This window comes from Austwickia chelonae NBRC 105200, from assembly GCF_000298175.1.
GTDB classification, from domain to species: Bacteria; Actinomycetota; Actinomycetes; order Actinomycetales; family Dermatophilaceae; genus Austwickia; species Austwickia chelonae.
Genome location: NZ_BAGZ01000009.1, coordinates 70,565 through 92,770, shown reverse-complemented (window position 1 = coordinate 92,770; position 22,206 = coordinate 70,565). Strand labels below are relative to the sequence as shown.

Here is a 22,206-nt window from a genome sequence, read left to right as displayed (position 1 = left end):
TGGCGGCGGGCCTGTCCTGTCCCCTGGGAGCGCATTTCTCAGGTCCGGCGGACGTGTTGGCGGGCGCGGGCCAGGTCGTCGGTGGTGTCGACGTCCCAGGTGGTGTGCCCGGCGACATCGAGCCCGGCGCAGCGGAGGGGGGCGAGGACGCGCCGCACACCTCGGTCGCGGGCGTCGGCGGGCATGACGGCGCGCAGGGCCTGGGTGCGATAGGCGGCGAGCAGAGGCTGGTGCTCGCCTGCACTGTCGAGGGCCTGGACGCCGTCGATCCGGCTCCCGGTGTCCTTCCGGCAAGCGGTGTACCGGTCGTGGAGCCCGTCGTCGGCGGCGGCGAGTGCGGCGACGAGGTCGCCCACGGCTTCGGCGGCGAAGGGTTGGTCGCCGGCGAGGACGACGGTGTACCGGGTGCGGCTCTCGGCCAGTCCGGCGGCGATTCCGGCGAGGGGGCCGCTGCGGGGCGGGTCTTCTCTGGTCCAGATCACGGTGCGGGCCGTCGGCCGTGACATGCCGACGCAGATCACCGGCCACCGTTCGGGAAGCCCGAGGAGCAGCCGGTCGAGGATGCTTTCGCCGTCGACCTGCGCGGTGGTCTTGTCGCCGCCGCCGAATCGTCGTGAGGTGCCGCCGCAGAGCACGATCGCGGTGACATCGTCGGTCTCGGGCGCGTGGGTCATATCGGGGAAGCTACCTGGTGGGTCCGACAGCACGGCGGCGGACGTCTCTCTGAGGGCAGATCGGTGCGCCGGGCCCGCCCTTGCCTTCTCGGCAGTTTCAGGCTGTCAAGCCGCCGACGCGTCGTCCCAGGTCACCTGCCGCCGCGCGGAGACGGGTGACGACGTCGTCCACCGGGATCTCCAATGCATCGGACGGCCACGTCGCGGCCAGACTGGCCACCGGATGACCGTGCCGGTCACGAACAGCCACACCCACCGACTCGAAACCTGGTGTGACGCTGTCTCGTTCGTGGGCGTACCCGTTCTGTCGGATGTCACGCAGCAGGGCGCGCAACTCCCGCAGACTCCTCGGACCCACCTCGTGCCGGGTGACGAAACTGCTCGTGTCGGGGAAAAGTGCCCGCACCTGCGCAGCCGGCAGCTCGGCCAACATCGCGAGCCCGCTTGCGGTCAACCCAGCAGGCAGCCGCACATCCACATCCGAGACCAACGGAGGACGACGCGGCGCACGCTGCTCCACCACGTAGATCACATCGCGGCCGTGCAGGACCGCCAGATGCGCGGTCTCCCCGAGCGACTCCACCAGCCTCGCCACGAGCGGCCGGCCGATCCGAGCCAAGGGCGCCTGCCGGGTGTACGCCGTCCCCAGCTCGAAAGCCGCCGGGCCGAGCGCATACCTGCGACTCTCCGGCAGATGGGTCACGAACCCGCGCGACGTGAGCGTGCCCAACAACTTGTACATCGTGGAACGGGGAAGCCCCAGGTCACGGGCCATCGCTGCCGCCGGCAGCGGCTCCACGTGCCGGGAGAGCAACAGCAGCACGTCCAGCGTGTGTTGGGCGGCAGGCACCGGGCCGGTCATGCCCCGAGCCTAGACCGGGACAGACGTCGACCAGACTCACGCACCCGCGGACCACCAGGCGAGCCCGGCCCGGCAACGGACGCAACGAACCCCTGGAAAACCCCGCCAACCACCCGAGGACCACCCACATCATGGCTGCTAGCCTGCTGCCGCTGGCAACCACTGCCACGTCCTCGAAGTTCGGTTCATCCCGACGCTGTCGCGCAACGGTAAAAGCCCCACCAAGGCTGAGCCCGGTCATGAGGGCGCGCGCCGACCACGGCCAGTTGCCCCCGCCGGAGGGGCAGGTCCGTCACGGTGTCGTGCCCGCTGCCTGCCTCCCGGTCTGCGCCGACAGAAGGGAAAAACTATGCGCCATCACCCCGCGCCCCGGCAGCCACAACTGCGCACCGCCACCACGATCCTGCTGACCGTTGCGCTCGCCGTCGGAGCCGCCGGCTGTGCTGCTTCCTCGACCACCAAGGACGCCGGTCAAGGCCGGTCCGCGGCCGCCGGGTCGAAGGACACCGCCTACCCGTTGACCCTGTCGACCTTCGACTTCCAACACCGGAAGAAGGAGATCACCGTCAAGGAGACCCCCAAGAAGGTGCTGGTCGAAGGGCACAACAACATCGAGATCATGCTCGCCCTGGGCTTGGCCGACAAGATCGCGACCGCGGCACCGACCTCTGCGCCGGTGCGTGAGGACCTCGCCGAGAAATGGGCCGGGGTGAAGAAAGCGCAGGCCTTCCCGTCCAAGGAGGAAGCCATCGCGCTGCGGCCCGACCTCATCCTGGGCTGGTACGGAGCCTTCCAGGAGAAGAAATGGGGCGACGTCGGCTTCTGGCACGACCGCGGCATCAACACGTACATGTCGCTGAACAGCTACGCCCAGGGCCCGAAAGTCCCCCAGAAGGTCGACTTCGAATACGAGGACATCCTCAACATCGGGAAGATCTTCGACAAACAACGCGAAGCGGAGAAGATCGTCGCCGACATGAAAGGCGCCCTCGACCAGGTGAAGAAAACCCAGGAGAAAGAGCCGACCCGGCAGGGCGTCGCCGTCCTCGAAGCGGTCTCCGGGCAGTTCCGGGTGTACGGGAAGACGTCACTGGCCGGGAGCATCGCCGCCTCGGCCGGGGTGAAACTCGCCGTCGGGGAGAGCGACGACAAGAAACAGGTCGGCGCCGAGCAACTCATCGAGGCCGACCCCGAACACATCTTCATGGTCTTCTACGGCGCGGACGCCGACGCCGCCACGAAAGCGGTGAACACCGTCCTGGAGGACCCGGCATTGGCCGGACTGCAAGCGGTGAAGGCGAAGAAGGTGCACCCGGTGGCCTTGTCGTCGATCTACTGCAGCGGGCTGCGCACCAAGGACGGCATCGACACCTTTACGAAGGCCCTGAGTGCCTGAGCTGCGTCGACTCCCGATAGTGCCCGTGCTGGTCCTGGCCTTGGGCCTGTCGGTGCTGGGCGCGATCAGGATCGGCTCCACCGACCTGGGCGTGCCGCAGATCCTGTACGCCCTGGCGAATCCCACCGAGGAAGGCCCGGTCCGGGACATCGTCTGGTTCGTCCGGCTGCCGCGCACCGTGCTGGCGGTGGCGGTGGGCGCGATCCTGGCGACCTCCGGGGTGGTCATGCAGGCGGTGGTGAACAACCCGTTGGCCGACCCGTACGTCCTGGGCATCTCCTCGGGGGCCTCCTTGGGGGCGACCTTGGCGTTGATGGCCGGGCTGGGCCAGTGGGTGGCCGGTAACGCCGTCGGCGTGTGCGCCTTCGCCGGGGCCTTCCTGGTGTCATTGGCGGTGCAGGTGCTCGCGAGCGTCGGCGGGCGGGCCGACGCGGTACGTCTGCTGCTGGCCGGGTTGGCGTTGAGCTCGGTCACCGGGGCGTTCACCAGCCTGGTGGTCTTCCTCGCCCATGACGCGCGAGGACTCCAACAGGTGACCTTCTGGCTGATGGGTTCGGTGGCCGGCGCCCGATGGGAGAACCTGGTCGTCATCGCCCCGGTGGTCGCCGCGGTGGTGGCTTTCTTCCTCACCCAGTGCCGGGTGTTGAACCTGATGCTCCTCGGCGACGAGACCGCGCTGACCCTGGGCCGGGACATGGTGAGCTGCCGCCACCTGTACCTGCTGCTCTCCTCCCTGGGCATCGGCATGGCGGTCTACGCGGCGGGCACCATCGGTTTCGTCGGACTGATCGTCCCGCACGTGGTGCGCATGGTCGTCGGCACCGACCATCGTCGTGCCCTGCCCTGTTCGGCGCTCTTCGGCGGTGTCTTCCTGGTGTGGGCCGATGTGGTGGCCCGGGTCGTCCTGGACGGGGGAGAGCTGCCCATCGGGATCGTGACCTCGTCGATCGGCGCGCCGGTGTTCATCTGGTTGATGGCGCGCAGCACCTACCGTTTCGGAGGTCTGCGATGAGAGTCCGAGCCGAGGGCGTGTCCTGCGCGATCGGAGGGCGACAGATCGTGCAGGACGTCCACCTGGAGGCTCCCAGCGGCGCGTGTGTGGGCGTGATCGGCCCGAACGGCAGCGGCAAGACGACTCTGTTGCGTTGCCTGTGCCGATTGACCGCTCCGACCAGCGGGCGGGTCCTGTACGGGGATCACCCTCTCGCGGAGATGAGCGTCCCCCAGGTGGCGCGCACGGTGGCCGTGGTCGCCCAACACAACCAGTACGCCTTCGATGTCACCGTGCGAGATCTGGTGCTGCTGGGGCGGGCGCCGTACAAGCGACTCATGGAACGGGATACGGCCGCGGATCACGAGATCGTGCGGCAGGCGTTGTCATCGGTGGGGCTCGAGGCGTTCGCCGACCGGGAGTACTCGTCCTTGTCCGGGGGTGAGCAACAGCGGGTGGTGGTGGCGCGGGCGATCGCCCAACAGACGCCCTGTCTGTTGTTGGACGAGCCGACGAACCATCTGGACGTCCATCAGCAGTGGGAGATCCTGGAGGTGGTGCGTTCGCTGCCGGCGACGACGGTGGCGGTCTTCCACGACCTGAACCTGGCCTCGCATTTCTGCGATCTGGTGTACGTCTTGGACGCGGGGCGGGTGGTGGCCTCGGGGCCGACGGCGGAGGTGTTGACGGCGGAGTTGATCCGTCGGGTGTTCCGTGTCGAGGCGGAGATCCTGTACGACGGGGTGGGTGCCCCGGTGATCGCCTATCGAGGGGTGGCGGTGGGTGCGGTCGGCTGAGGGCCTGGCTTGTCCGGCCCTCCGCGTGGCGTGGTGTCTTCCGCGGTGGGGCGGTGGCGGAAGACCAGGTATTTGCTGGCGATGAAGTTCACCGGGGTCGACACGGCGATGGCGATGAGCTGGGCCCAGTATTCGCGGGATCTGATGCCTTCGGCTTCGCTGAGCCAGGCCTGGTCGAGGTAGAAGAAGGAGTCGGGGTGGGTGAGCGACCACTGGCAGATCAGGCCGACGAGCATGGCGACGATTCCCGAACCGCAGAAGGCCAGATATCTGCGCATCCAGCGTCCACGGGAGTGGTTGGCGAAGGTGTACCGGCGGTTCAGTTCGAAATTGGAGAGGTTCGCGCCGAAGAATGCGGCCAGCCATACGAAATTCCTGAACCGAAAGGAATAGTCCCCTCCGGGTAGGGTGAACAGTGGTTCTCCGGCGTTGACGGTGCCGCCGTTGGCTCGGTGCAGGACAATGCTGATAGCGAGGTTGACCAGCACGCCGAGCGCGCCGATGATCCCGAAGACGAGGATCTGTCTCAGGCCGGAACTCCTCAGGATCCTGCGCATTCGCCGACAGTAGCATCCACGTGTTCTTGGGTCTGGACATCGTCGTCGAGGCGCGGATCGGCGTGGGCGGTATCGGTGGGCGCGGAAAAACAGTTCGCAGCCTGGCGTGGGGACCGCTGTTTTTCTTGTCGGCTGTTTCTCGTAGCGCTGCCCTGCAAAATCTCGGTAAACATTTCGACGACGCTCCCGCCATGTCCTCGTCGTCGACCGTTTTCTGTACGACCATGACCCGATGTATGCCGAGGTGTGTTCACGGGGGAAGGCGTCGGGGGTGCTGGCGGCGGCGCTGAGCATCGTGATGGCGGCTGGAGCGTCAGGGTGTACCGCGTCGAACTCCGATATGTACGAGGACGAGTCGAGGATCAGACAGTCGGTCCACCGGGCGGAGGACGACAAGGGGAAGGTGTCCGAGATCGTCGTCCATCACATCTGGCATTCCTGCGCGACGGTCACCGTCCTCTACCGGGACAAAGCGAACAAGTCGGTGGTCGCCATCAAGCAGGACGAGTTCTGGAAGGTTCATTACCCTCAGCGGAAGGCGGCGGACGGGGGCGAGATCAACACCGAGGAGAGTTGCCTGGCGTTGCTGTCGGAGGGGCATTGACGACGTACCGTCTGGCTGGCCCGCGACGAGGCGGGAGAAACCGTATCCCCTCCCTCTGACGGGGGCGGATCTCCCCGCCGAGAACATTGACTCAGATACGAGACAGAGTTCGGTGACAGATCCCCCGACAAGGATCGCCTCCGCAGTTCGATAAGAGGATGACTTCATCCTCCGCGTCACATCCCGCACCGCCGTCCCGGCCGGACCAGCGCACCACCGCAGACGCGCAGGTCGTCATCGGCGAAGCCACCCTGACCGTCGCCGATGTCGTCGCCGTCGCCCGCCACGACGCCCAGATCGTCCTCGCCGAGGAAGCCCTCGAGCGGATCCGCCACACCCGCGACGTCATCGATGCCCTCGCCGACGACGACATCCCCCACTACGGCATCTCCACCGGCTTCGGGGCCCTGGCCACCACCTCCATCCCCCCGGAGAAACGGGCCCGCCTCCAGGTCAGCCTGGTCCGCAGTCACGCCGCCGGCAGCGGACCGGAAGTAGAACGGGAAACCGTCCGCGCGCTGATGCTGCTCCGCCTGGCGACCCTGGCGACCGGACGCACCGGTGTGCAGGAGGCCACCGCCCGTACCTACGCGCAGATGCTCAACGCCGGCATCACCCCGGTCGTCCACGAATACGGTTCGCTCGGCTGCTCCGGCGACCTGGCACCCCTCGCGCACTGTGCACTGGCCGCGATGGGCGAAGGCGAAGTCCACGACCGGAGCGGAGCCCGCCGCCCCGCAGCCGACGCCCTCGCCGACGCCGGCATCGCCCCGGCCATCCTGCGGGAGAAAGAAGGGCTCGCCCTCATCAATGGCACCGACGGGATGCTCGGCATGCTCTGCCTCGCCGCCACCGACCTGGCGTCCCTGTTCACCAGTGCAGACATCGCTGCTGCGATGAGTGTCGAAGCTCTGCTGGGCACCGACCGGGTCTTCGCCGACGACCTCCAAGCCCTGCGCCCCCACCCCGGGCAGGCCGCCTCCGCCGCGAACCTGCGCGCCGTCCTCGCCGACAGCCCCTTGCGCGCCAGCCATGACACCCACGCCTGCACCCGTGTCCAGGACGCCTACTCCCTGCGCTGCAGCCCCCAGGTCCACGGTGCGGCCCGGGACACCCTCGCCCACGCCCTGACCGTTGCCGGACGCGAACTCGCCTCCGCGATCGACAACCCCGTCGTCACTCCCGACGACCGGGTCGAGTCCAACGGCAACTTCCACGGCGCGCCCGTCGCCTACGTCCTGGACTTCCTCGCCGTCGTCGCCGCAGATGTCGCCTCCATGAGCGAACGACGCACCGACCGTTTCCTCGACGTCGCCCGCAACCAGGGCCTGCCCCCCTTCCTCGCCGACGACCCCGGCACCGACTCCGGGCACATGATCGCCCAGTACACCCAGGCGGCGATCGTCTCCGAACTGAAACGACTCGCCGTCCCCGCCTCGGTCGACTCCATCCCCAGCTCGGCCATGCAGGAGGACCACGTCTCCATGGGCTGGGCGGCCGGGCGCAAACTGCGCCGCGCCGTCGACGGACTCGCCCGGGTCCTCGCCGTCGAATATCTCACCGCCGCCCGCGGACAACTCCTCCGCGCGCCCCTGGAGCCGGGGCCGGCGACCGGTGCAGCCGTGGCAGCATTACGCGCCGCCGGATGGGAGGGCGCCGGTCCGGACCGTCACCTGGCACCGGACATCGAGCTCGCCCATCGCACCGTCCGTGACGGAGAGCTCGTCCGAGCCGTGCAACAAGTGACCGGACAGCTGCACTGACCTGCTCCGATGGCATACCTGGGGTGGTGCCGCGCCCGAACCGGGCCGGTTCCGCCCCGGCTGCTAGTCTCCCCAGCATGACCAGCGAGGAAGCCTTGCCCTCATCTCCGAAGAAGTCCCGGCACATGGTGCTCGCCGGGACGGTCGGTGTGATCCTGCTCGCTCATCTGGCGTACTGGATGTACGCCTTCCACTTCCACGTGCTGCAGGGAGACGACTACTACAACGCGACGGTGTCGGGACATCCGTACGGTCGGTTGTCCTTCAGCGAGTGGATCGCCTCCTATGTGTACGACTACACGAGCCTGAACGGGCGCTTCGCGGACACCCTGGTGCGGGCCCTGCTGGCCCCCGGGCCGTGGTTCTGGCAGGTCGTCGGACCGCTGCTGTTCACCGCAGTGGTGACCCTGGTGTGGCTGTGGGGGCTGTCGGCGTCGTCAGGGGTGCGCCGGTGGGCGTCCGGACGATCGGTCGCTCTGCTGGTCGGCTCGGCCACCCTGTTCCCGGTGATGATCGCCACGAAGCTGGCGGTGGCCGGTGACGTGCTCTTCTGGATGTCCGCCACGGTCAGCTACGTCTTCACCGTCTTCTTCGCCCTGATCGGCGGTTTCGTCCTCATGCGGGTGGCCTCCGGCCGCAAGGTCGGTGTACCCCTGCTGGTGGTGGGTTCGCTCGCGATCGTCGTGACCCACCTGATGCATGAGCAGGGCTCCGTCGGGATGGCAGCTCTGGTGATCGCGACATGGATCGTGACCCGGCGGGGGCATCGCGGCCCGGCCCTGTGGGTGTGCACGGCGGCGAGTGTCGCCGGACTGGTCGCCCAAGCGGTCGCGCCGGGGTACTGGTTGCGGCTGACCGAGTTCAACAGCCCGGAGACGGCGCAGAGCGGCAACCGTCTGGCGCAGCTGGCGAATGGCACCCAGGCCCTGGTCGACACCGGGTGGTCCTTCGTCCTGATGGTGTCCTTCTTCGTGGTGGCGGCGGCCTGGTCGCGGCGGAGGGACACCCTGGTCATCATCGGCGGATGCCTGGCCCTGACCGGCGGTATCGGGTCGTGGCTGATCAGCCGGCACCGGTTGACCCGTTCGACCCTGCGGGTCATGACGACGAACGAACCCTTCGCGAACGACCGGATCGCCATGGTCGCCGCGATCGCCGTGGGCCTGTTGGTCCTGTGCGTGGTGGGTCTGCTGATCGTGACGATCGCCGGGCGGGACGTGCTGGGGCCGATCCCCGCGATGGCCGTCCTCGCCGCGATGGGCGGCGGGGCGATCCCGTGGGTGATCGGACTGCTGTCCTTCCGGGCCTATCTGCCGACGAATGTGTGGCTGGCTGTCGCGGTGGTCGCCTCGGCGCATGTCCTGTTGACGCCGATCCCCCGGCCGCAGACGGAAACCCGGCCCGAATCGGCGGACGCGACGGTGAAGGCGGACGCAGCGGCGGCGGCGAAGGCCGGCGAAGCCGCGGCCGAGCCCGCGGGAACACCCGCCGCCGAGACCCCCGCCGCCACCGTCAAGGCCAAGGGAAAGTCTTCTCTGAGAAAGATATTCGCAAAGATGCCCTCGGTTCCCGGGGTGCACCCCGTCGCGCTCTGGCTGGTGGCTGGCACACTGGTCCTGGCCATCGCCTCCTCGGCCTGGCCCGCAGCCCTCACGATCCGGGCCACCCAAGCCAACGCCGCCACCTGGGAAAAAACCGCCCACCAGATCGACGAGGCAAAAGCCGGACGGTGCAAGCAGATCGCCATGCCCGCCCGGTGGCCGACCCCCGCATACCTGTACAGCAACGGCATCCAAAGCCCCCGATATGCCGACAAGATCCATCGCTACTACGACCTCCCCAAGGATGTGAAGCTCGTCTACGGCGGTAAGCCGGCAGACTGCGCGCGCCGATGACGGCTGAGAACGTTGAGAACACTGCCCGACCCCGAACCCCCACGGCCTGGTGGTCGACCTGGTGGGCCCAGCCCCTCACCACGAGGCTGTCGCACCTGGCGTTGATCGCGGTCTCCGGGCTCTTCCTCGCCTATTGGTTGAAGGTCTTCCAGTACCACCTGGTGCAGGGTGACGACTTCCTGAATGCGGCGATGGCCGGCCGGCCCGGCGGGCGGATGAACCTCATCGAGTGGTGGGGCACCTACATGCACGACTACACCGAGGTGAACGGTCGGATGGCCGACGCCCTGGTGCGTCTGTTGTTGATCCCGGGGGCCTGGCTGTGGCGGATCCTGGGCCCGGTGACCTTCCTGGCCACCACCTGGCTGATCTACCGTGCCGGGACGGCGTCCTTGCGTGCGCGGGGAGCGGAGCTGCCGTTCTGGGCCGGGCCGGTGCTGTGGGTGGCGGCGGCCTGTTCGGTGCCTTTCATGATCTGGCGGATCCCGATCATCGCGGGGGATGCGATCTTCTGGATGTCGTCGACGGTGACCTATGTGATCTCGACGGTCTTCGTGATGATCGCCGTGCTGGGTCTGGCGCGGCTGTCGGACGGGGTGCGTCCGGCCCGTCCGACGATTGCCGCTTTCGGGGTGGCGATCCTGTTGGCGCACCTGCTGCACGAGGAGTCGTCCTTGGCGATGGCGGCCGCGGTGGTGGCCACCTGGCTGGTCGCGGCGCATCTGCGTCAGGACCGGATCCTGTGGGTGTGGTCGGGGGTTTCCTTGGCCGGTTTCCTGTTGCAGACGTGCGCGCCGGGGGTGTGGGCCCGGTTCGCGTTGACGAACGGCGGGGACGGCCCCAAGGGCGTGAACAGCGGAATGTTGGCGAAGCTGGCGAATGCCGAGCAGGTGTTGGCCACGGCCACCGGGCCGTTGCTGATCGCGGCGACGCTTTTCGCGACGCTTTTCGTGTGCTGCCGCCCGGTGGGTTGGGTGTTGCGCGGTGTCGCTGTGGCGTCGGTGCTCTCTGCGGTGGTGGTCGACCAGCTCGCGGTGTACCGGTTGGCGAAGGGTCTGCGGATCTTCGAGGCCGGTATCGCTGATGTGACCGACCGGTTGCCGGTGGTGCTGCCGGGGCTGTTGGGGGTCGCGGTGGTCTTCGGTGGGCTGCTCGTCCTGGGGTTCGCCCTGCGGGAGTCCTTCGGTTCCTTGTTCTTCGTCATGTTGGCGGCAGCCGGTGGTTCGTTGGTGGCGCCGTTCGCGATCGGGGTGGTCACTCCGCGGAGTTATGTCCCGCCGTTCCTGTTCTTGGCGGCTGTCGTGGTGATCCTGGCGGCGCAGGTGCTCGCCGACCAGGTGGAGAACCCGGTGGGTTGGACGAAGGTGCGGCTCGTGGCTGCTGCCGTGGTCGTGCTCGCCTGCGGGGCGACCTATTACAACAGTGCTCCGGTCGCTCAGCGTCTGCCCAAGGAGATGGCGGCGAACGAACGGGTGTGGCGCACGGTGGAGGCGCAGATCGACCGGGCCCGTTCGGGGCAGTGCACCAAGGTGGAGATGCCCAAGTCGTTCCCGCGGTTGTACCTGTTCTACAGCGGCGCCTACCTGGAGACCCGGTATGCCGGGTACATGAAGCTTTACTACGAGCTGCCGGAGAAGGCTTCGTTCACGTGGAAGCAGGGCGAGGGCGACTGCGCACCGAAGAGCGTTCGTTAGGATTCTTCGCGTGAGTGAGACCGCCGTCCGAGCCCCTTCCCCGAAGACGCAGGGCGGCGGTCGACTCGTACCGCCGGCTTGGCGTCGGTGGTCCGGGGTGGCGCACTATCTGAGCCTGTCCGCGGTGAGCGGTGCCCTGATGGTCGTCATCAGCCAGTACTTCCCGACTTTGGAGCGTCCGTCGCTGCGGTTGGGTTGGAGCGATCACATCGTGTTGGCGCCATTGGGTATCCAATGGGCCGACCCGGATGCTTTCGCCGGTGACTGGTTCCTGGAGAAGGCTCCTCAGCCGCACTGGTTGTTCGACTATGTGGTGAAGTGGGGCCGGGAGGCCGGGGCGCTCTCCGAGGTGTTGACGGTCTACTGGCTGGTGACCTGTCTGGTCTTCGGTCTGGCCACGGCCCTGCTGGCTCGGGCGTGGGCCCGCCGGGGGCATCGCTGGGATTCGTGGGTGACCACGGTGCTGGTGACGGCGATCGCCGCGAGCGTGCCCTATTCGATCGCCGGTTCGACCTGGATGGGTTATCCCTCGGCGGTGCCCAATATGTTGGGCGCGTCGATGCTGTACCTGTTGACGGGGCTGCTGGTCACCGGGCATTACCGGTGGACCCTGCCCTTGGTTCCGATGCTGTGTGCGGTGCATGTGCAGATCGGCGCGATCGGTCTGGTGCTCTGTTTCCTGGGGTTGCTCTGCTGCATTCCGCAGATCCGTCGGGGCGAACACGGCAAGGGGCTGTTGGCCGCCTATCTGGCCTCCGGGGTCGCCGGGGCGATGGTCGTGGTCGTGGCGATGCGTTCCCGGCGGGTCGCCGCCGAGCGGGCCGACTTCATCGAGATCTGCAACACCCTCATCCCGTACCACTGTTCGGCTGCTTCCTGGAGCGGCCGGGTGGTCATGGTCGCCGTCGGTAGCGCGCTCCTGGCGATCGCGGCGGCGATGTTCGCCCCGACGGGGCGGCGGCTGATCTTCCTGGCGACCGTCGGGGTGAGCGCGTCGGGCACGGTCGTCGCGATGTTCCTCGACCGGTACCACTTCCCGTTCTTCGGGGAGATGATGCAGGCCCTGAACGGTTACCGGGTGGCGTTGGTGGTCTACCCGTACGCGGCCTGGGGGGTGCTGTTGCCCTTCCTGCGTCCGGCGAACACGATCCTGCGGGGCGCAGCGGCCGCGGTCTGCGCGATCGCGGTGCCGATGCTCTTCATCGACACCGGCGGCAAGATCGCCTACTCGGGGCACAAGACGGATGTCTTCAGCTGGGCGTGGCTCTCCATGGGCGCCTACGCCCTGCTCGTGGCGGCCGCGGCCCTGGTCGCGCTCCTGGTGGCCTCTCCGAGGTGGCGTCCGGTGGCCGCTTCCTCCGTCGTCGCCGGGTTCGCCCTGTGGTTCGGGGTGTCCGCGGTGGTCAGCGGTGTCTTCTACAGCCCTCGCCCGGTCGCCTTCCCCTGGGGGGACAAGGCCTTGATCGCCTGGGGGCAGGAGGCCCGCAAGATCGTCCCGCCCCGGACGACCGTGTTGATCCCCCCGGCGGCCTCCCACTACCGGTTGCCGTTGGAGCGGGCGCTCGTCGCCGACTGCAAGGACATCCCTTACGGCGGTGAACCGTACAAGGAGTGGAAGGAACGCCTGAACCATTTGGGCGGGCCGAGCCAGTGCACCGGCCGAGGCGCCGAGTTCGAGGAGTTGAGTTCTGCCCAACTGATCAAGGCCGCCGACCGGTACCGGGCTGACACGATCATCGTCACCCCCGGGGAGAAGCGGGAACAGGTCACCGGTCTGAAGGCCGCCGGTTGGGTCCACCATCCTCTGAACTCCGGGTGGGTCAAGGCGTCCATCTTCGTGCGTCCCGGTGCCCGGACAACTTCTTGAGGTCGTCAAGCCGGACCGCGTCGGAACATGGCAAGATGGCTCCGGTTCCGCAGACGACGATCAACCGCGCAGGGTCGGAGCAGCGGTGGGGTCGTGCGAGGACAGCGAAAGGAATTCCCGCCCCATGGTGGAGCTGATCAAACGCATTCTGCGGCACAGCATCGTCCGTTATCTCGTCGTCGGTGGGCTCAGCTTCGCCGTCAACGTGGTGATCTTCAACATCCTGGTCGAGGTCGTTGGATGGTCGAGGGCCGTTTCGGCGCCGATCTCCTTCGCATTGACCTTCTTCGTCAGCTACACCCTGCAGCGGGCCTTCGCCTTCCGTTCCGAAGCTGACGTCACGGGGTCCGCGATCCGCTACCTGATCCTGGCCGGGTTCAACACTCTCGCGCAGATGCCGATCCACTGGATCTGTGAGCAGATCGGGCTGGGCCTGTTCACCAGCCAGTTCATCGGCACCGCGATCACCACGGTCTGGAACTACTTCGCCTACAAGCACTGGGTGTACGTCGACCGTAACCACCCCCTGCCCGCCGACACGGAAACCGTGGCCTGGCACGAACGCGCCGTACGCAAGGTCAAAGCCGTCTCCAATATCGGCCCGGCGTCGACATCCCCCGACGCCGTCAGCACCATCACCCCCTCGGAGAGAGGACCTCAATGAGCGCCACGCCAGCGCTGTCCGTCATCGTCCCGGCCCACAACGCAGGGCCTGTGCTGGAGACCACCGTCGAGCAGCTGACGGCAGCGCTCGCCGATATACCCGGCTCAGAGGTCATCATCATCGAGAACGGGTCCACGGACGGCACCTGGGCGTTGGCTCAGGAGCTGGGCGCTCGCGAGTGGCCGACTCCCGTGGTGGTCTGCCAGTCGGCGGTCGGGCTCGGCGAGGCCTACCGGGAGGGCATCCGCAGGGCCACGGGGGAGCGGCTCCTGTTGACGGCGGACGACCTGCCGTTCGGGATGAGCGATGTGGAGGCCTGGCGGCTCGCGGGATGCCCCGGCGGGTTGGTCGTGGGTTCCAAGGCACACCCGGGGTCGACGGTGCCGCGGGCTTTCGTCCGACGCCTGATGACCCTGGTGTTCACCACACTGCGGCGGGGCACGCTCGCTCTGCACGTCGGCGACACCCAGGGCACGGTCTTCGTCCCCACGGCGTGGGCACGTGAGGTGCTGCCCCGACTGCGCGAAGGCGGATATCTGTTCTCCACCGAGCTGCTCTATGCCGCGCACCTGCAGGGTCATCCGATCACCGAGGTGCCGATCGTGCTGCGCGAACGGGACGACGACGGAGGCACCCGGATCAAGGTGTCCGACATCCTCGAGATGGCTTTCGGTCTGGTGAAGCTGCGTCGCCGCCGCGGGGAGTTCACCCGCAGCTGAGAGAACTTCCTGCCGGGTGCGCCTGGTGGGATGGCACGGGACGGCGGTGGGGCCCCGATCCGCGGATCGGGGCCCCACCGCCGTCCCGTCGTAGGTCAGACCTCCTGGGATCGGACCTTGGCCAGTCGGCGTGCTTCTTTCTCCAGGTGTTCCGGAGTGATGTCGCCGATGTACCGGGTGCTGTCCTGGGCTTGTTCCTCGACGGCTTCGATGTCGTCGCTGCCGTTCTTCTCCCCGGAGAGTTCCTTCGCGGAGTTCCCGACTGCGGACATGCCGTCGGCCAGGCCGGGGAACATGTCGTGACCGGCCCAGTAGAGCATCACCGTGTTGATCACCGCCATGAAGGGCACGGAGAAGAGCGCGCCGACCATGCCCAGCAGGAAGGAGCCGAGGACGACGCCCAGGATCACGGCCAGCGGGTGCAGGGAGACGGCTTTGCTCATCAGGACGGGCTGCAGGATGTGCCCTTCGACCTGCTGCACCACCAGGATGATCGCCAGCATGATGAGTGCCACGAACGGGCCCTTCACCACGAAGGCCACCAGCACGGCCAGGCTCGCGGAGATCACGGCTCCGATGATCGGGATGAACGAGCCGAAGAAGATGATGAGCCCCATCGGGATCAGCAGCGGCAGGCCCAACGCCCAGGCGCCGATCGTGATGAAGACGGCGTCCACGGCGGCGACGACGCACTGGGTCTTCGCGTAGGCGCCCAGGGTGACGTAGCCGCGGCGGAAGGCCTCGTGGACCCGGTCGCGCATGATCCCCGGGAGCAGGCGGACCGTCCACGCCCAGATGCGGTCGCCCTCGGCGAGGAAGAAGAAGGTGGAGATGAGGGCGATCAGCGCCCCGGCGAAGAATTCCTTCGCGGTGTCGCTGGCGCGGAGCACGCCGGTGGTCAGGGTCTTGCTGTTGTCGGTCAGCCAGGCCCGCCCGCTCTGGATGTACTGGGCGATCTGGTCGCCTCCGAGGTGGAGCGGCCCTTGTTCCAGCCAGGCGGTGACCCGGTCGACGCCGACTCCGGCCTGACGTACCAGGTCGGTGACTCCGGCGACGAGTTGGCTTCCGGCCAGCGACAGCAGGCCGACCACTACCGACAGGAAGACGATCATGGTGACCGCGGAGGCCGCGTGTCGGGCCATGCCGAGTTTGTGGTTCAGGAAGACCGTCATCGGCATCAGCAGTCCGGTCAGCAGGATCGCGACGGCCAGGGGGATGACGACGCTGGTCGTCGCGGCCAGGATCTTCATCAGACCCCACAGGGCGACCCCGATGACGATCAACCGCCAGGCGTATCCGGCGGCCACGCGCAGCTCGAAGGGGACATTCTCGATCGGATCCCGCCGAGTGACCTGGTCCGGTGAGGTCGCCGACCAGGTGGGGGAGACCTTCTGGGGTTCTTCCGCCGGCGCCGGGCTGGTACGGATTGTCACCGCATTCGTCGTCTGCGTGGATAGTGTGCGGCGGGCAAAACGGGGAATCCTGGCCATGACACCTCAAGTCGAGGTCGAAAGAGAAAAAGGGACGGTGGGAAGTCTCCCACGTCGATGGCCTTTGTGCAGGGCAAGCCCTTGATAGCGCCGGGCACGATGTGTCGGACACCGGTGGGCCGCGCTGAGAACTCGCGGGTGGCACCGGTGCCCGGAAAGCTTCAGCCTTCCAGTTGGGTGGCTTTCTGCGGGGTGACCCGTGCCCCGTTCTCGGTCTGTTCGACCCGGTACACGGTCGCGTCTGCCCGTTCGGCGTAGCAGCCGTCGAGGACGCCGTCGACGAAGTGCAGACCTGCCCCGTTGTCGGCACCCCATCCGGCAGGCAGCTGCCCGGTGTCGACGTATTCGGTGAACCGCGGGCGTCGTTCGGCTTCTCCGTCGAAGTGCGGGCAGAACGACCCGGGAACCAGCCCAAGCCCGTGCGGGAAGGGCGTGACGCCGGTGCCGTAGCCGTCGGTGGCGCAGGCTTCGAACCAGGCCGCGCCACCGGCGCCCATGCCGGCGAGGACGATATCCCGGCTCGGGTCTGCGGCGATGCTCTGCAGTTTGCGGGACACGCCGTGTGCCGCCCACAGAGCCATCATGTTGACCGTGTTCCCGCCGCCGACGAGGAAGACGTCCACCTCGTCCAGGCGGGCGAGCGAGTCGGCCGCGCCTTCCCACAGGGTCAGCACGCTGGTGCGGGCCCGGCTGCGGCTGTAGGCGTTCATGAACCGGGACACGTAGAGGCCGTTGTCCCCTGAGGCGGTCGGCACGAAACACACCAACGGGTTGTTCGCGGACGTCAACGACAGGACGTACCTGTCGAGACCGGTCGCGGTGTATCCCTCCGAGGTGGAGAAGCCGCCACCGCCCATCGCGACGATATGAGTGGTCATATCGGTCACGCTATAACCCAGAGTGTCACGAAAGGGCTTATCGCCGAGTGGCACTCGCCACGCCGATGCCCATGAGCGCGAGGTTCTGCTGGTGATGCTCGAAACTCGCATCATCGAACAGGCCTCGGCCGTGCGCCGACCGCCCTACGGCACTACTCCGTCGGCCCGCTGCGGACGTCTTCTCAAGGGCGAGTCGGGTGCCGTCGACGGGTATCGGCTGAGGTAGCTAAATTCCGGGGTTAAATCACTGGACGGTTTCAGGGCTGCTCGCTCATGTGTAGGAATTTCAACGTGATCCAAGAGCTGAGTACGCTCCCACCGACAATCATGAAGGCCATTCCTAGCCCGTGCATGAAATAGCCTAACCCAATAGCGCGCGTGTAACTATTAAAAATCTCGTCGAATGAAGTTGCCGGCGCTAGCTGAAATAGGATGCCAATAAGCATGCAAAAGATGCCGAGTGGCAGGAGCTGGTGAACTTTCATCTTTCACACAATAGCAGGAGTGTGGACTGTAGCTACCTGGACACGCCAAGCTGTCCCGCCTCCACAGCCAATTTTTGATCCATCGCCGCAGATCTTGCGGCAGCAGTTTCCTAGGCGATCTATTCCTGTTCAGGTCAGCTCCAAGGCTGTTCCAATTATCGATATGTCTGCGTGAGAAACGGACGGTCCACGATTTTCTTTCCGGGAGGAATCTGGACAGCATTCTTGGTGCGCGATGACTCTGCAGCTTTGCACTGAGATCACTCCGGATCGGCGCGTGAGCTGCCATCAGCTCGTGAGTAAAGTGGTGGATTCTTTGCTTTGCTATCGGTGGGTAGGTGACGGTGGCGGTGGACCATTCGGATGGGGCGGTCAGCAGGATCTCAGCCAAGGCCGTGCTGCCCGGCGAGCATCAGTTAACTGCCATATCTTTCGTGGAGGTCGCGATGTCTTACGTGATCTCAGGTCCTACGGAAAACCTGGGCCCGCAGACCGCTCGCGGACCCGTCTGTTCGTCAGCGCAGGTGTGGTGATGCAGGTCGACTTTCGCCGTGGAACAAGATTTGTTTCGCCCGATGCCTTCAAGGCCATCGGCTGAACTGGCAGCCTGGGGTGGTGCGTATTGCTCTTGCCGGTTATGCCTACGGCCGTACCCTGCATGCTCCGTTGATCGAGGAAGCCGGCGGCCAGATCGTGGCGGTGGCGACATCCGCCCCGGAGAGGGCAGCCATGGCTCGTGCAGATCTTCCCGAAGCACGGGTGGTTCCTGACCTGGAGGCTCTCCTCGGAGTGCTTTCAGAGGTGGGTGCGGACGCAGTTGTCCTGGTGACGCCGACCGGTCGGCACGCCGAGCATGCCGGAGCCGTGATCGACGCCGGGGTGCCCTGTGTCGTCGACAAACCTCTGGCGTGTGATGCGACGGCGGCGGAGGTCGTGGTGGAACGGGCCCGAACCGCGAGGGTTCCGTTGACCGTCTTCCAGAATCGACGGTACGACAGCGGGTCTCGTGCGCTGGCGACCTTACTGGTCGACGGGGTGGAGGGTCCGTTGGGGCGGCTGCGGCGGTTCGAGATGCGGTACGAACGGTGGCGTCCGGAACCGAAACAGCGGTGGCGAGAACAGACCCCCTGGCAGGAAGGCGGTGGTGTCCTGCTCGACCTGGCCAGCCACGTGGTCGACGCCGCAGTGCAGACTATGGGGCGGGTCGTGAGTGTGTACGCCCAGGTCGACGCCGTGACCACGGTGTCGGAGGACGACGCGGTGCTGCACTGCCGCCACGTCGGCGGGGGGACATCGATCCTGGCGGTCTCCTCAGTGGCTCCGGCTCCCGGGCCACGGCTGCGAGTCATCGGCAGCCGGGCAGGCTACCTGTGGGACCACTCCGACGAAGGATGCTCCTATCCCGACCTGCGCGACACGCCAGGCCACGCCGGTTATCTGGTCAAGGGCGCAACACGGCGCGCGGTGGCGGTGCCGCCGGGAGGCCAGGCCGATTTCTATCGGTCGCTGGCCTGCGCGCTGTCCGAACCCGGCGGTTATTCGGCGGCGCAAGCGGCTATGCCCGTCGACCCGCTCGATGCCGTGCACACCCTGGCCGTCATCGATGCCGCGCGGGTGAGCGCAGCGGAGAATCGAGTCGTCGAGCTCTGACCCATGTCGATGGGCATCTGCGCTTTCTTCGACACCCCTCTGGAGATGCTCCGGCCCGGACGGGGTGGCAGGGAATATATTCATATGGTGACACCCACTTTTCCTCAGGTCGGTGTGGTCAAGGTTTGAAATAAGTGACTTGGAGGGGGCTGTATGGCGAGGTCCATTCATCTTCGTCTGGTATTAGTTGCTTCGATCCTCTTGTTTGGGTTGCTCTCGTTCTTAGCAGTGATAGATCTTAGTTTGAGAGACAGAACTGCCCCGGTTGCAATCGGCGCTCAGGCTTCCTTGGACCTGGATTTTACTAAGAGTACGAAGTTAACAGTCAATCCTTACTCCCAATTGGCAAAAGTGAGTCAGGAGTATCACCTAGGCCTGGTGAAAGTGTTGCCCGAGCTAAGTGGAGATCAGTCAGGGCAAGTATTTGTGCCATTGGGATCTTCAATACAAGGTGACTCTGTTGCCAGATTTGGTGATACGGCGCCTAGCCGGGTGAAAACGATCCAAGCGCTAGAAAATTCCTATCCGTCTGGAGAGTACTTAATAACCGGATCCCAGGCCGATAAAAATCGCTTCATGTCGTGGTTGAGCGACCATGAAGTAGGTGCGCGTTGGACCGATATAGACATCAGTAGCTCACTCGCAATGCTTTATCGTCAGCCTAGCTTTATCGTCACGGTTGCTGCGACAGTAGGCTTCTCTAGCTCTTTGGTCCTTTATTGGGCCGCGATTCGGGCACGGACGCGTGCGTTACGGCTGCTCAATGGCGTCCCTTCAGCTCGCATACAGATAGAAGACCTATCCGCTTTCGTTGCTGCGATAGCTGCCGGAGCATTGATATCGATGACGGCTTCTGTTTTTTTCATTAGCCAAAGAAAAGGGGCCGTCTTTGTCCCGACCTACTTGCTGTCTTGGGTAGTTTTTTCAGGGGTGACCCTCCTGATAATTACTGTATCTGCTCTCGCACTCTCGGTGATCTCTAGGCCGTCGATCATGATGCTGGCAAGAAGACGTCCTCCGGTCGCTGATCTTCGCAAGCCAGCACTTGCCCTTGAAGTAATATTATTGACTTTAGCTTTTGTTACATTACCTTCAACGCTTTCAATGATGAGCGACTCACGGTCGGCTTCGGAACAGTTGGCACAATGGAAGCGACTCTCTGATCAGGTCAACATTCTCTTACCTGCGGGAACTGGGGATGCTGGATTTGAGCAGATTAAAAGTAAAATTGGATTAGCTATCCATGAATCCGAAAGTCGTGGTGGCGCTGCTCTTTCCTATGCCTGGACTGCTAAGTCTGAGGAAGACGGCGCTTTTAAGCTTGAGGAAAATTTCGCTGTGGTGACGTCATCATGGTTGACAATGATGACAGGCCGTACTGATTGGTTCAATGCGAACTCCTTTGTGAAATTGGAACAAGCTGAGGTGCCTCAAGATATTTCTGGGATGTTTGGTCCTCATCTGGAGCTGTGGCAGCGAAATGCGGAACGCCAGCTTGCGATGTCTGACTTCTTTTTCTATCGATACTCTGATCCGAAAACGCTTCCCCTGGCGAAGAATGGAAGCGGCGAACTCCTCTTCATTGAAGATGCTGTTATTGCGGTGGCGCCATCGTTGTACGATACTTTTAATGACGACTTTCTTGGTTCGGCATCTTCGTCGGGAAATATTGTACTCACCGGATTGGACGGTGTGCGCCAAAATATCCAGAATCAAGGGATATCTGGGAAGGTTGACATAAAATATGTCGCAGAGGCGGGCGTTCTGCGAGCCCAGTATGCTGAATACTTTGCGTGGCTTCATGGATTATCGTTCTTGATAACTCTTCTCGCCTTGATCGTTGCAGCTGCGATATCGGCTGCGGTGCTCGCCCTTCTGCGGGCTCGGCGCGACTTCCCGCTTCGCATATCAGGTGCTACCTGGCTGCAGATCGTCGGAGGACGTATCCCTCTGGAAGTAACCACTATTTTTATCCTTTCTCTTCTGGTGATGGTGACGATGGGAAAAAATCATCGGCCAGAGGTTGCCATGCTGGGATTCTCTGCCTGCATCGTCATCTCAATAATCCACATTATGGCCACCCGTTTCGTCTTTGGGCGAATTGCTAGCCGGCGAATATGAAAGGTATGTGATGCTTGTCCAAGCATGCTCTCTCGGTGTGGCTATCGACGGATCAGACATTTTCGATAATGTTGATCTCACTTGCGCGCCTGGGTCGATGACCGCCCTAGTAGGTCCTAGTGGATGCGGGAAGACAACGTTGTTGCACTGCCTCGGGCTGCTGCAATTTCCCACCAATGGGCGGATTCTGGTTGATGGCAAAGATACTGTGAAGTGGTCGAGTTCGCAGCGCCGGCAATTCTGGCGCCGCCACGCTGCGTTCGTTCTGCAGGATTACGGAATCATGGAAGATGAGAGCTTAGGGTTTAACGTCACTATGCGTGCCAGTTTTCTGGGTGGCAGAATTCGCGGAGACCTTGAGCGCCTCGAGGAAGCTCTGCACTACGTCGGCTTGGATGGTCGAGCATATGAGCGAGCATCCCATCTCAGTGGCGGAGAGAAGCAGCGGCTTGCTGTGGCCCGGGCAATTTATAAGCGAGCCGATGTCATCTATGTCGACGAGCCGACTGCTTCCTTGGACGAAAAGAATCGACACACTGTGGCGCGGCTCTTCAAGGAGCGTGCTTCCGCCGGATGCACGGTCGTCGTCGCCACTCACGACGAAGAGATGGTCGCCCAATGCACCAGCAGTTACAGGGTGGGCCTGGTGATACCTGGACAGGCTGCGACATGCGCAAGCTCTGGACCGGTCACATCAACATCGGAAGGCGTGCGATATGGAACTGAAGAGTAAGGCGCGGTGGCTGGCCGCGCTATTTGGCGCCGGAGTCCTTCTCGTGGCTGTTCTCGTCCTGTCCGGTGTGCTGAGACCGCCCGGAACGTCATACACGCAGCCGCCATGCGAACAACTTCCGAGCCGAAACACCGTCGACCAAGCCCTCGCCCACCGCGCAGACGTCGTAGAGAGCATCAAACACGTCGGCAGCCAGGTGAACGTCGCCGCCGCCAGCGTCTGCGAGCCCCAAGACCGAGCGCTGATCCGAATCACCTATCTGCATGACCGAGAACGCCTCGAGATCGAGAAGATCCTGATGAACCCGACCTTCGGGGTACCTGTGGAACTGGCGCAGGAAGACTGACGACTTCTCCTCCTCGTCGT

At 65.0% G+C, this 22,206-nt stretch carries 20 protein-coding genes; 15 read left to right on the top strand and 5 right to left on the bottom strand.

All coding sequences use genetic code 11. From position 1 onward, the window contains the following. Nucleotides 1-38: 38 nt before the first annotated feature. Complete coding sequence (mobA, locus tag AUCHE_RS10205; protein ID WP_006503226.1) at nt 39-674, bottom strand: molybdenum cofactor guanylyltransferase; 636 nt, start codon at nt 672-674, stop codon at nt 39-41. 97 nt (nt 675-771) lie between these two features. Further along, on the bottom strand, nt 772-1,536 hold the full coding sequence (locus AUCHE_RS10200) for an IclR family transcriptional regulator (RefSeq protein WP_006503225.1): 765 nt from the start codon (nt 1,534-1,536) through the stop codon (nt 772-774). A gap of 349 nt (nt 1,537-1,885) precedes the next feature. Between AUCHE_RS10200 and AUCHE_RS10195 the strand changes: the two genes are divergently transcribed. From AUCHE_RS10195 to AUCHE_RS10185, 3 genes are read left to right on the top strand one after another with little or no spacing between them, the layout of a single operon-like run. Continuing rightward, complete coding sequence (locus AUCHE_RS10195) at nt 1,886-2,932, top strand: ABC transporter substrate-binding protein (RefSeq protein ID WP_006503224.1); 1,047 nt, start codon at nt 1,886-1,888, stop codon at nt 2,930-2,932. A gap of 19 nt (nt 2,933-2,951) precedes the next feature. Next, on the top strand, nt 2,952-3,944 hold the full coding sequence (locus AUCHE_RS10190) for a FecCD family ABC transporter permease (RefSeq protein ID WP_217994373.1): 993 nt from the start codon (nt 2,952-2,954) through the stop codon (nt 3,942-3,944). Next, nucleotides 3,941-4,720 carry an ABC transporter ATP-binding protein gene (locus AUCHE_RS10185; RefSeq protein WP_006503222.1) on the top strand — a complete coding sequence of 260 codons (780 nt, stop codon included), beginning with the start codon at nt 3,941-3,943 and terminating at the stop codon, nt 4,718-4,720. Before AUCHE_RS10190 ends, AUCHE_RS10185 begins: the two co-directional genes overlap by 4 nt. On the opposite strand, the gene AUCHE_RS10180 is transcribed toward AUCHE_RS10185, so the two are convergent. Further along, a complete protein-coding gene (locus AUCHE_RS10180; RefSeq protein ID WP_006503221.1) occupies nt 4,687-5,277 on the bottom strand; it encodes a GtrA family protein in 591 nt (196 codons plus the stop codon). The two genes, AUCHE_RS10185 and AUCHE_RS10180, sit on opposite strands and share 34 nt — an antisense overlap. A gap of 232 nt (nt 5,278-5,509) precedes the next feature. Here AUCHE_RS10180 and AUCHE_RS10175 point away from each other — a divergent pair, with 232 nt between their 5' ends. The 7 genes from AUCHE_RS10175 to AUCHE_RS10140 all read left to right on the top strand — a co-directional run bounded on the left by AUCHE_RS10175 (nt 5,510) and on the right by AUCHE_RS10140 (nt 14,483). After that, the gene (locus tag AUCHE_RS10175) at nt 5,510-5,881 is read left to right on the top strand and encodes a hypothetical protein (protein WP_006503220.1); all 372 of its coding nucleotides are present in this window, start codon (nt 5,510-5,512) and stop codon (nt 5,879-5,881) included. A 158-nt stretch (nt 5,882-6,039) separates the two neighbouring features. Beyond that, entirely contained in the window at nt 6,040-7,644 is a 1,605-nt protein-coding gene (gene hutH / locus AUCHE_RS10170; RefSeq protein WP_006503219.1) for a histidine ammonia-lyase, read from the top strand. A gap of 77 nt (nt 7,645-7,721) precedes the next feature. Next, nucleotides 7,722-9,539 (top strand): DUF6056 family protein, encoded by a 1,818-nt coding sequence (locus AUCHE_RS10165; protein WP_143115227.1) that lies wholly within the window; start codon nt 7,722-7,724, stop codon nt 9,537-9,539. Next, nucleotides 9,536-11,233, top strand: coding sequence for a DUF6056 family protein (locus tag AUCHE_RS10160; RefSeq protein WP_006503217.1), 1,698 nt, complete (start codon nt 9,536-9,538; stop codon nt 11,231-11,233). The genes AUCHE_RS10165 and AUCHE_RS10160 overlap by 4 nt, the downstream gene beginning before the upstream one ends. Nucleotides 11,234-11,243: 10 nt before the next feature. Then, nucleotides 11,244-13,100 (top strand): DUF6798 domain-containing protein, encoded by a 1,857-nt coding sequence (locus AUCHE_RS10155; RefSeq protein WP_040322151.1) that lies wholly within the window; start codon nt 11,244-11,246, stop codon nt 13,098-13,100. 124 nt (nt 13,101-13,224) lie between these two features. After that, nucleotides 13,225-13,764, top strand: a complete 540-nt coding sequence (locus AUCHE_RS10145) for a GtrA family protein (protein WP_006503215.1) — start codon at nt 13,225-13,227, stop codon at nt 13,762-13,764. Further along, the gene (locus AUCHE_RS10140; RefSeq protein ID WP_006503214.1) at nt 13,761-14,483 is read left to right on the top strand and encodes a glycosyltransferase family 2 protein; all 723 of its coding nucleotides are present in this window, start codon (nt 13,761-13,763) and stop codon (nt 14,481-14,483) included. Before AUCHE_RS10145 ends, AUCHE_RS10140 begins: the two co-directional genes overlap by 4 nt. 95 nt (nt 14,484-14,578) lie before the next feature. Here AUCHE_RS10140 and AUCHE_RS10135 read toward each other — a convergent pair whose 3' ends face one another. Together AUCHE_RS10135 and AUCHE_RS10130 are read right to left on the bottom strand one after the other, a co-directional pair. After that, the gene (locus AUCHE_RS10135; RefSeq protein WP_162137242.1) at nt 14,579-15,916 is read right to left on the bottom strand and encodes an AI-2E family transporter; all 1,338 of its coding nucleotides are present in this window, start codon (nt 15,914-15,916) and stop codon (nt 14,579-14,581) included. 218 nt (nt 15,917-16,134) lie between these two features. Continuing rightward, nucleotides 16,135-16,851 (bottom strand): Type 1 glutamine amidotransferase-like domain-containing protein, encoded by a 717-nt coding sequence (locus AUCHE_RS10130; protein WP_040322145.1) that lies wholly within the window; start codon nt 16,849-16,851, stop codon nt 16,135-16,137. 91 nt (nt 16,852-16,942) lie between these two features. Here AUCHE_RS10130 and AUCHE_RS17760 point away from each other — a divergent pair, with 91 nt between their 5' ends. The 5 genes from AUCHE_RS17760 (at nt 16,943) to AUCHE_RS10105 (ending at nt 22,186) form a co-directional block, all read left to right on the top strand. Beyond that, nucleotides 16,943-17,077 carry a hypothetical protein gene (locus AUCHE_RS17760; protein WP_281242664.1) on the top strand — a complete coding sequence of 45 codons (135 nt, stop codon included), beginning with the start codon at nt 16,943-16,945 and terminating at the stop codon, nt 17,075-17,077. An 874-nt stretch (nt 17,078-17,951) separates the two neighbouring features. Further along, on the top strand, nt 17,952-18,986 hold the full coding sequence (locus AUCHE_RS10120) for a Gfo/Idh/MocA family protein (RefSeq protein WP_245706957.1): 1,035 nt from the start codon (nt 17,952-17,954) through the stop codon (nt 18,984-18,986). A gap of 153 nt (nt 18,987-19,139) precedes the next feature. Beyond that, nucleotides 19,140-21,107 carry a hypothetical protein gene (locus AUCHE_RS16635; protein ID WP_006503210.1) on the top strand — a complete coding sequence of 656 codons (1,968 nt, stop codon included), beginning with the start codon at nt 19,140-19,142 and terminating at the stop codon, nt 21,105-21,107. A 37-nt stretch (nt 21,108-21,144) separates the two neighbouring features. Beyond that, entirely contained in the window at nt 21,145-21,840 is a 696-nt protein-coding gene (locus AUCHE_RS16255; protein WP_245706956.1) for an ABC transporter ATP-binding protein, read from the top strand. Then, a complete protein-coding gene (locus tag AUCHE_RS10105; RefSeq protein ID WP_006503208.1) occupies nt 21,824-22,186 on the top strand; it encodes a hypothetical protein in 363 nt (120 codons plus the stop codon). The genes AUCHE_RS16255 and AUCHE_RS10105 overlap by 17 nt, the downstream gene beginning before the upstream one ends. Nucleotides 22,187-22,206 lie beyond the last annotated feature (20 nt).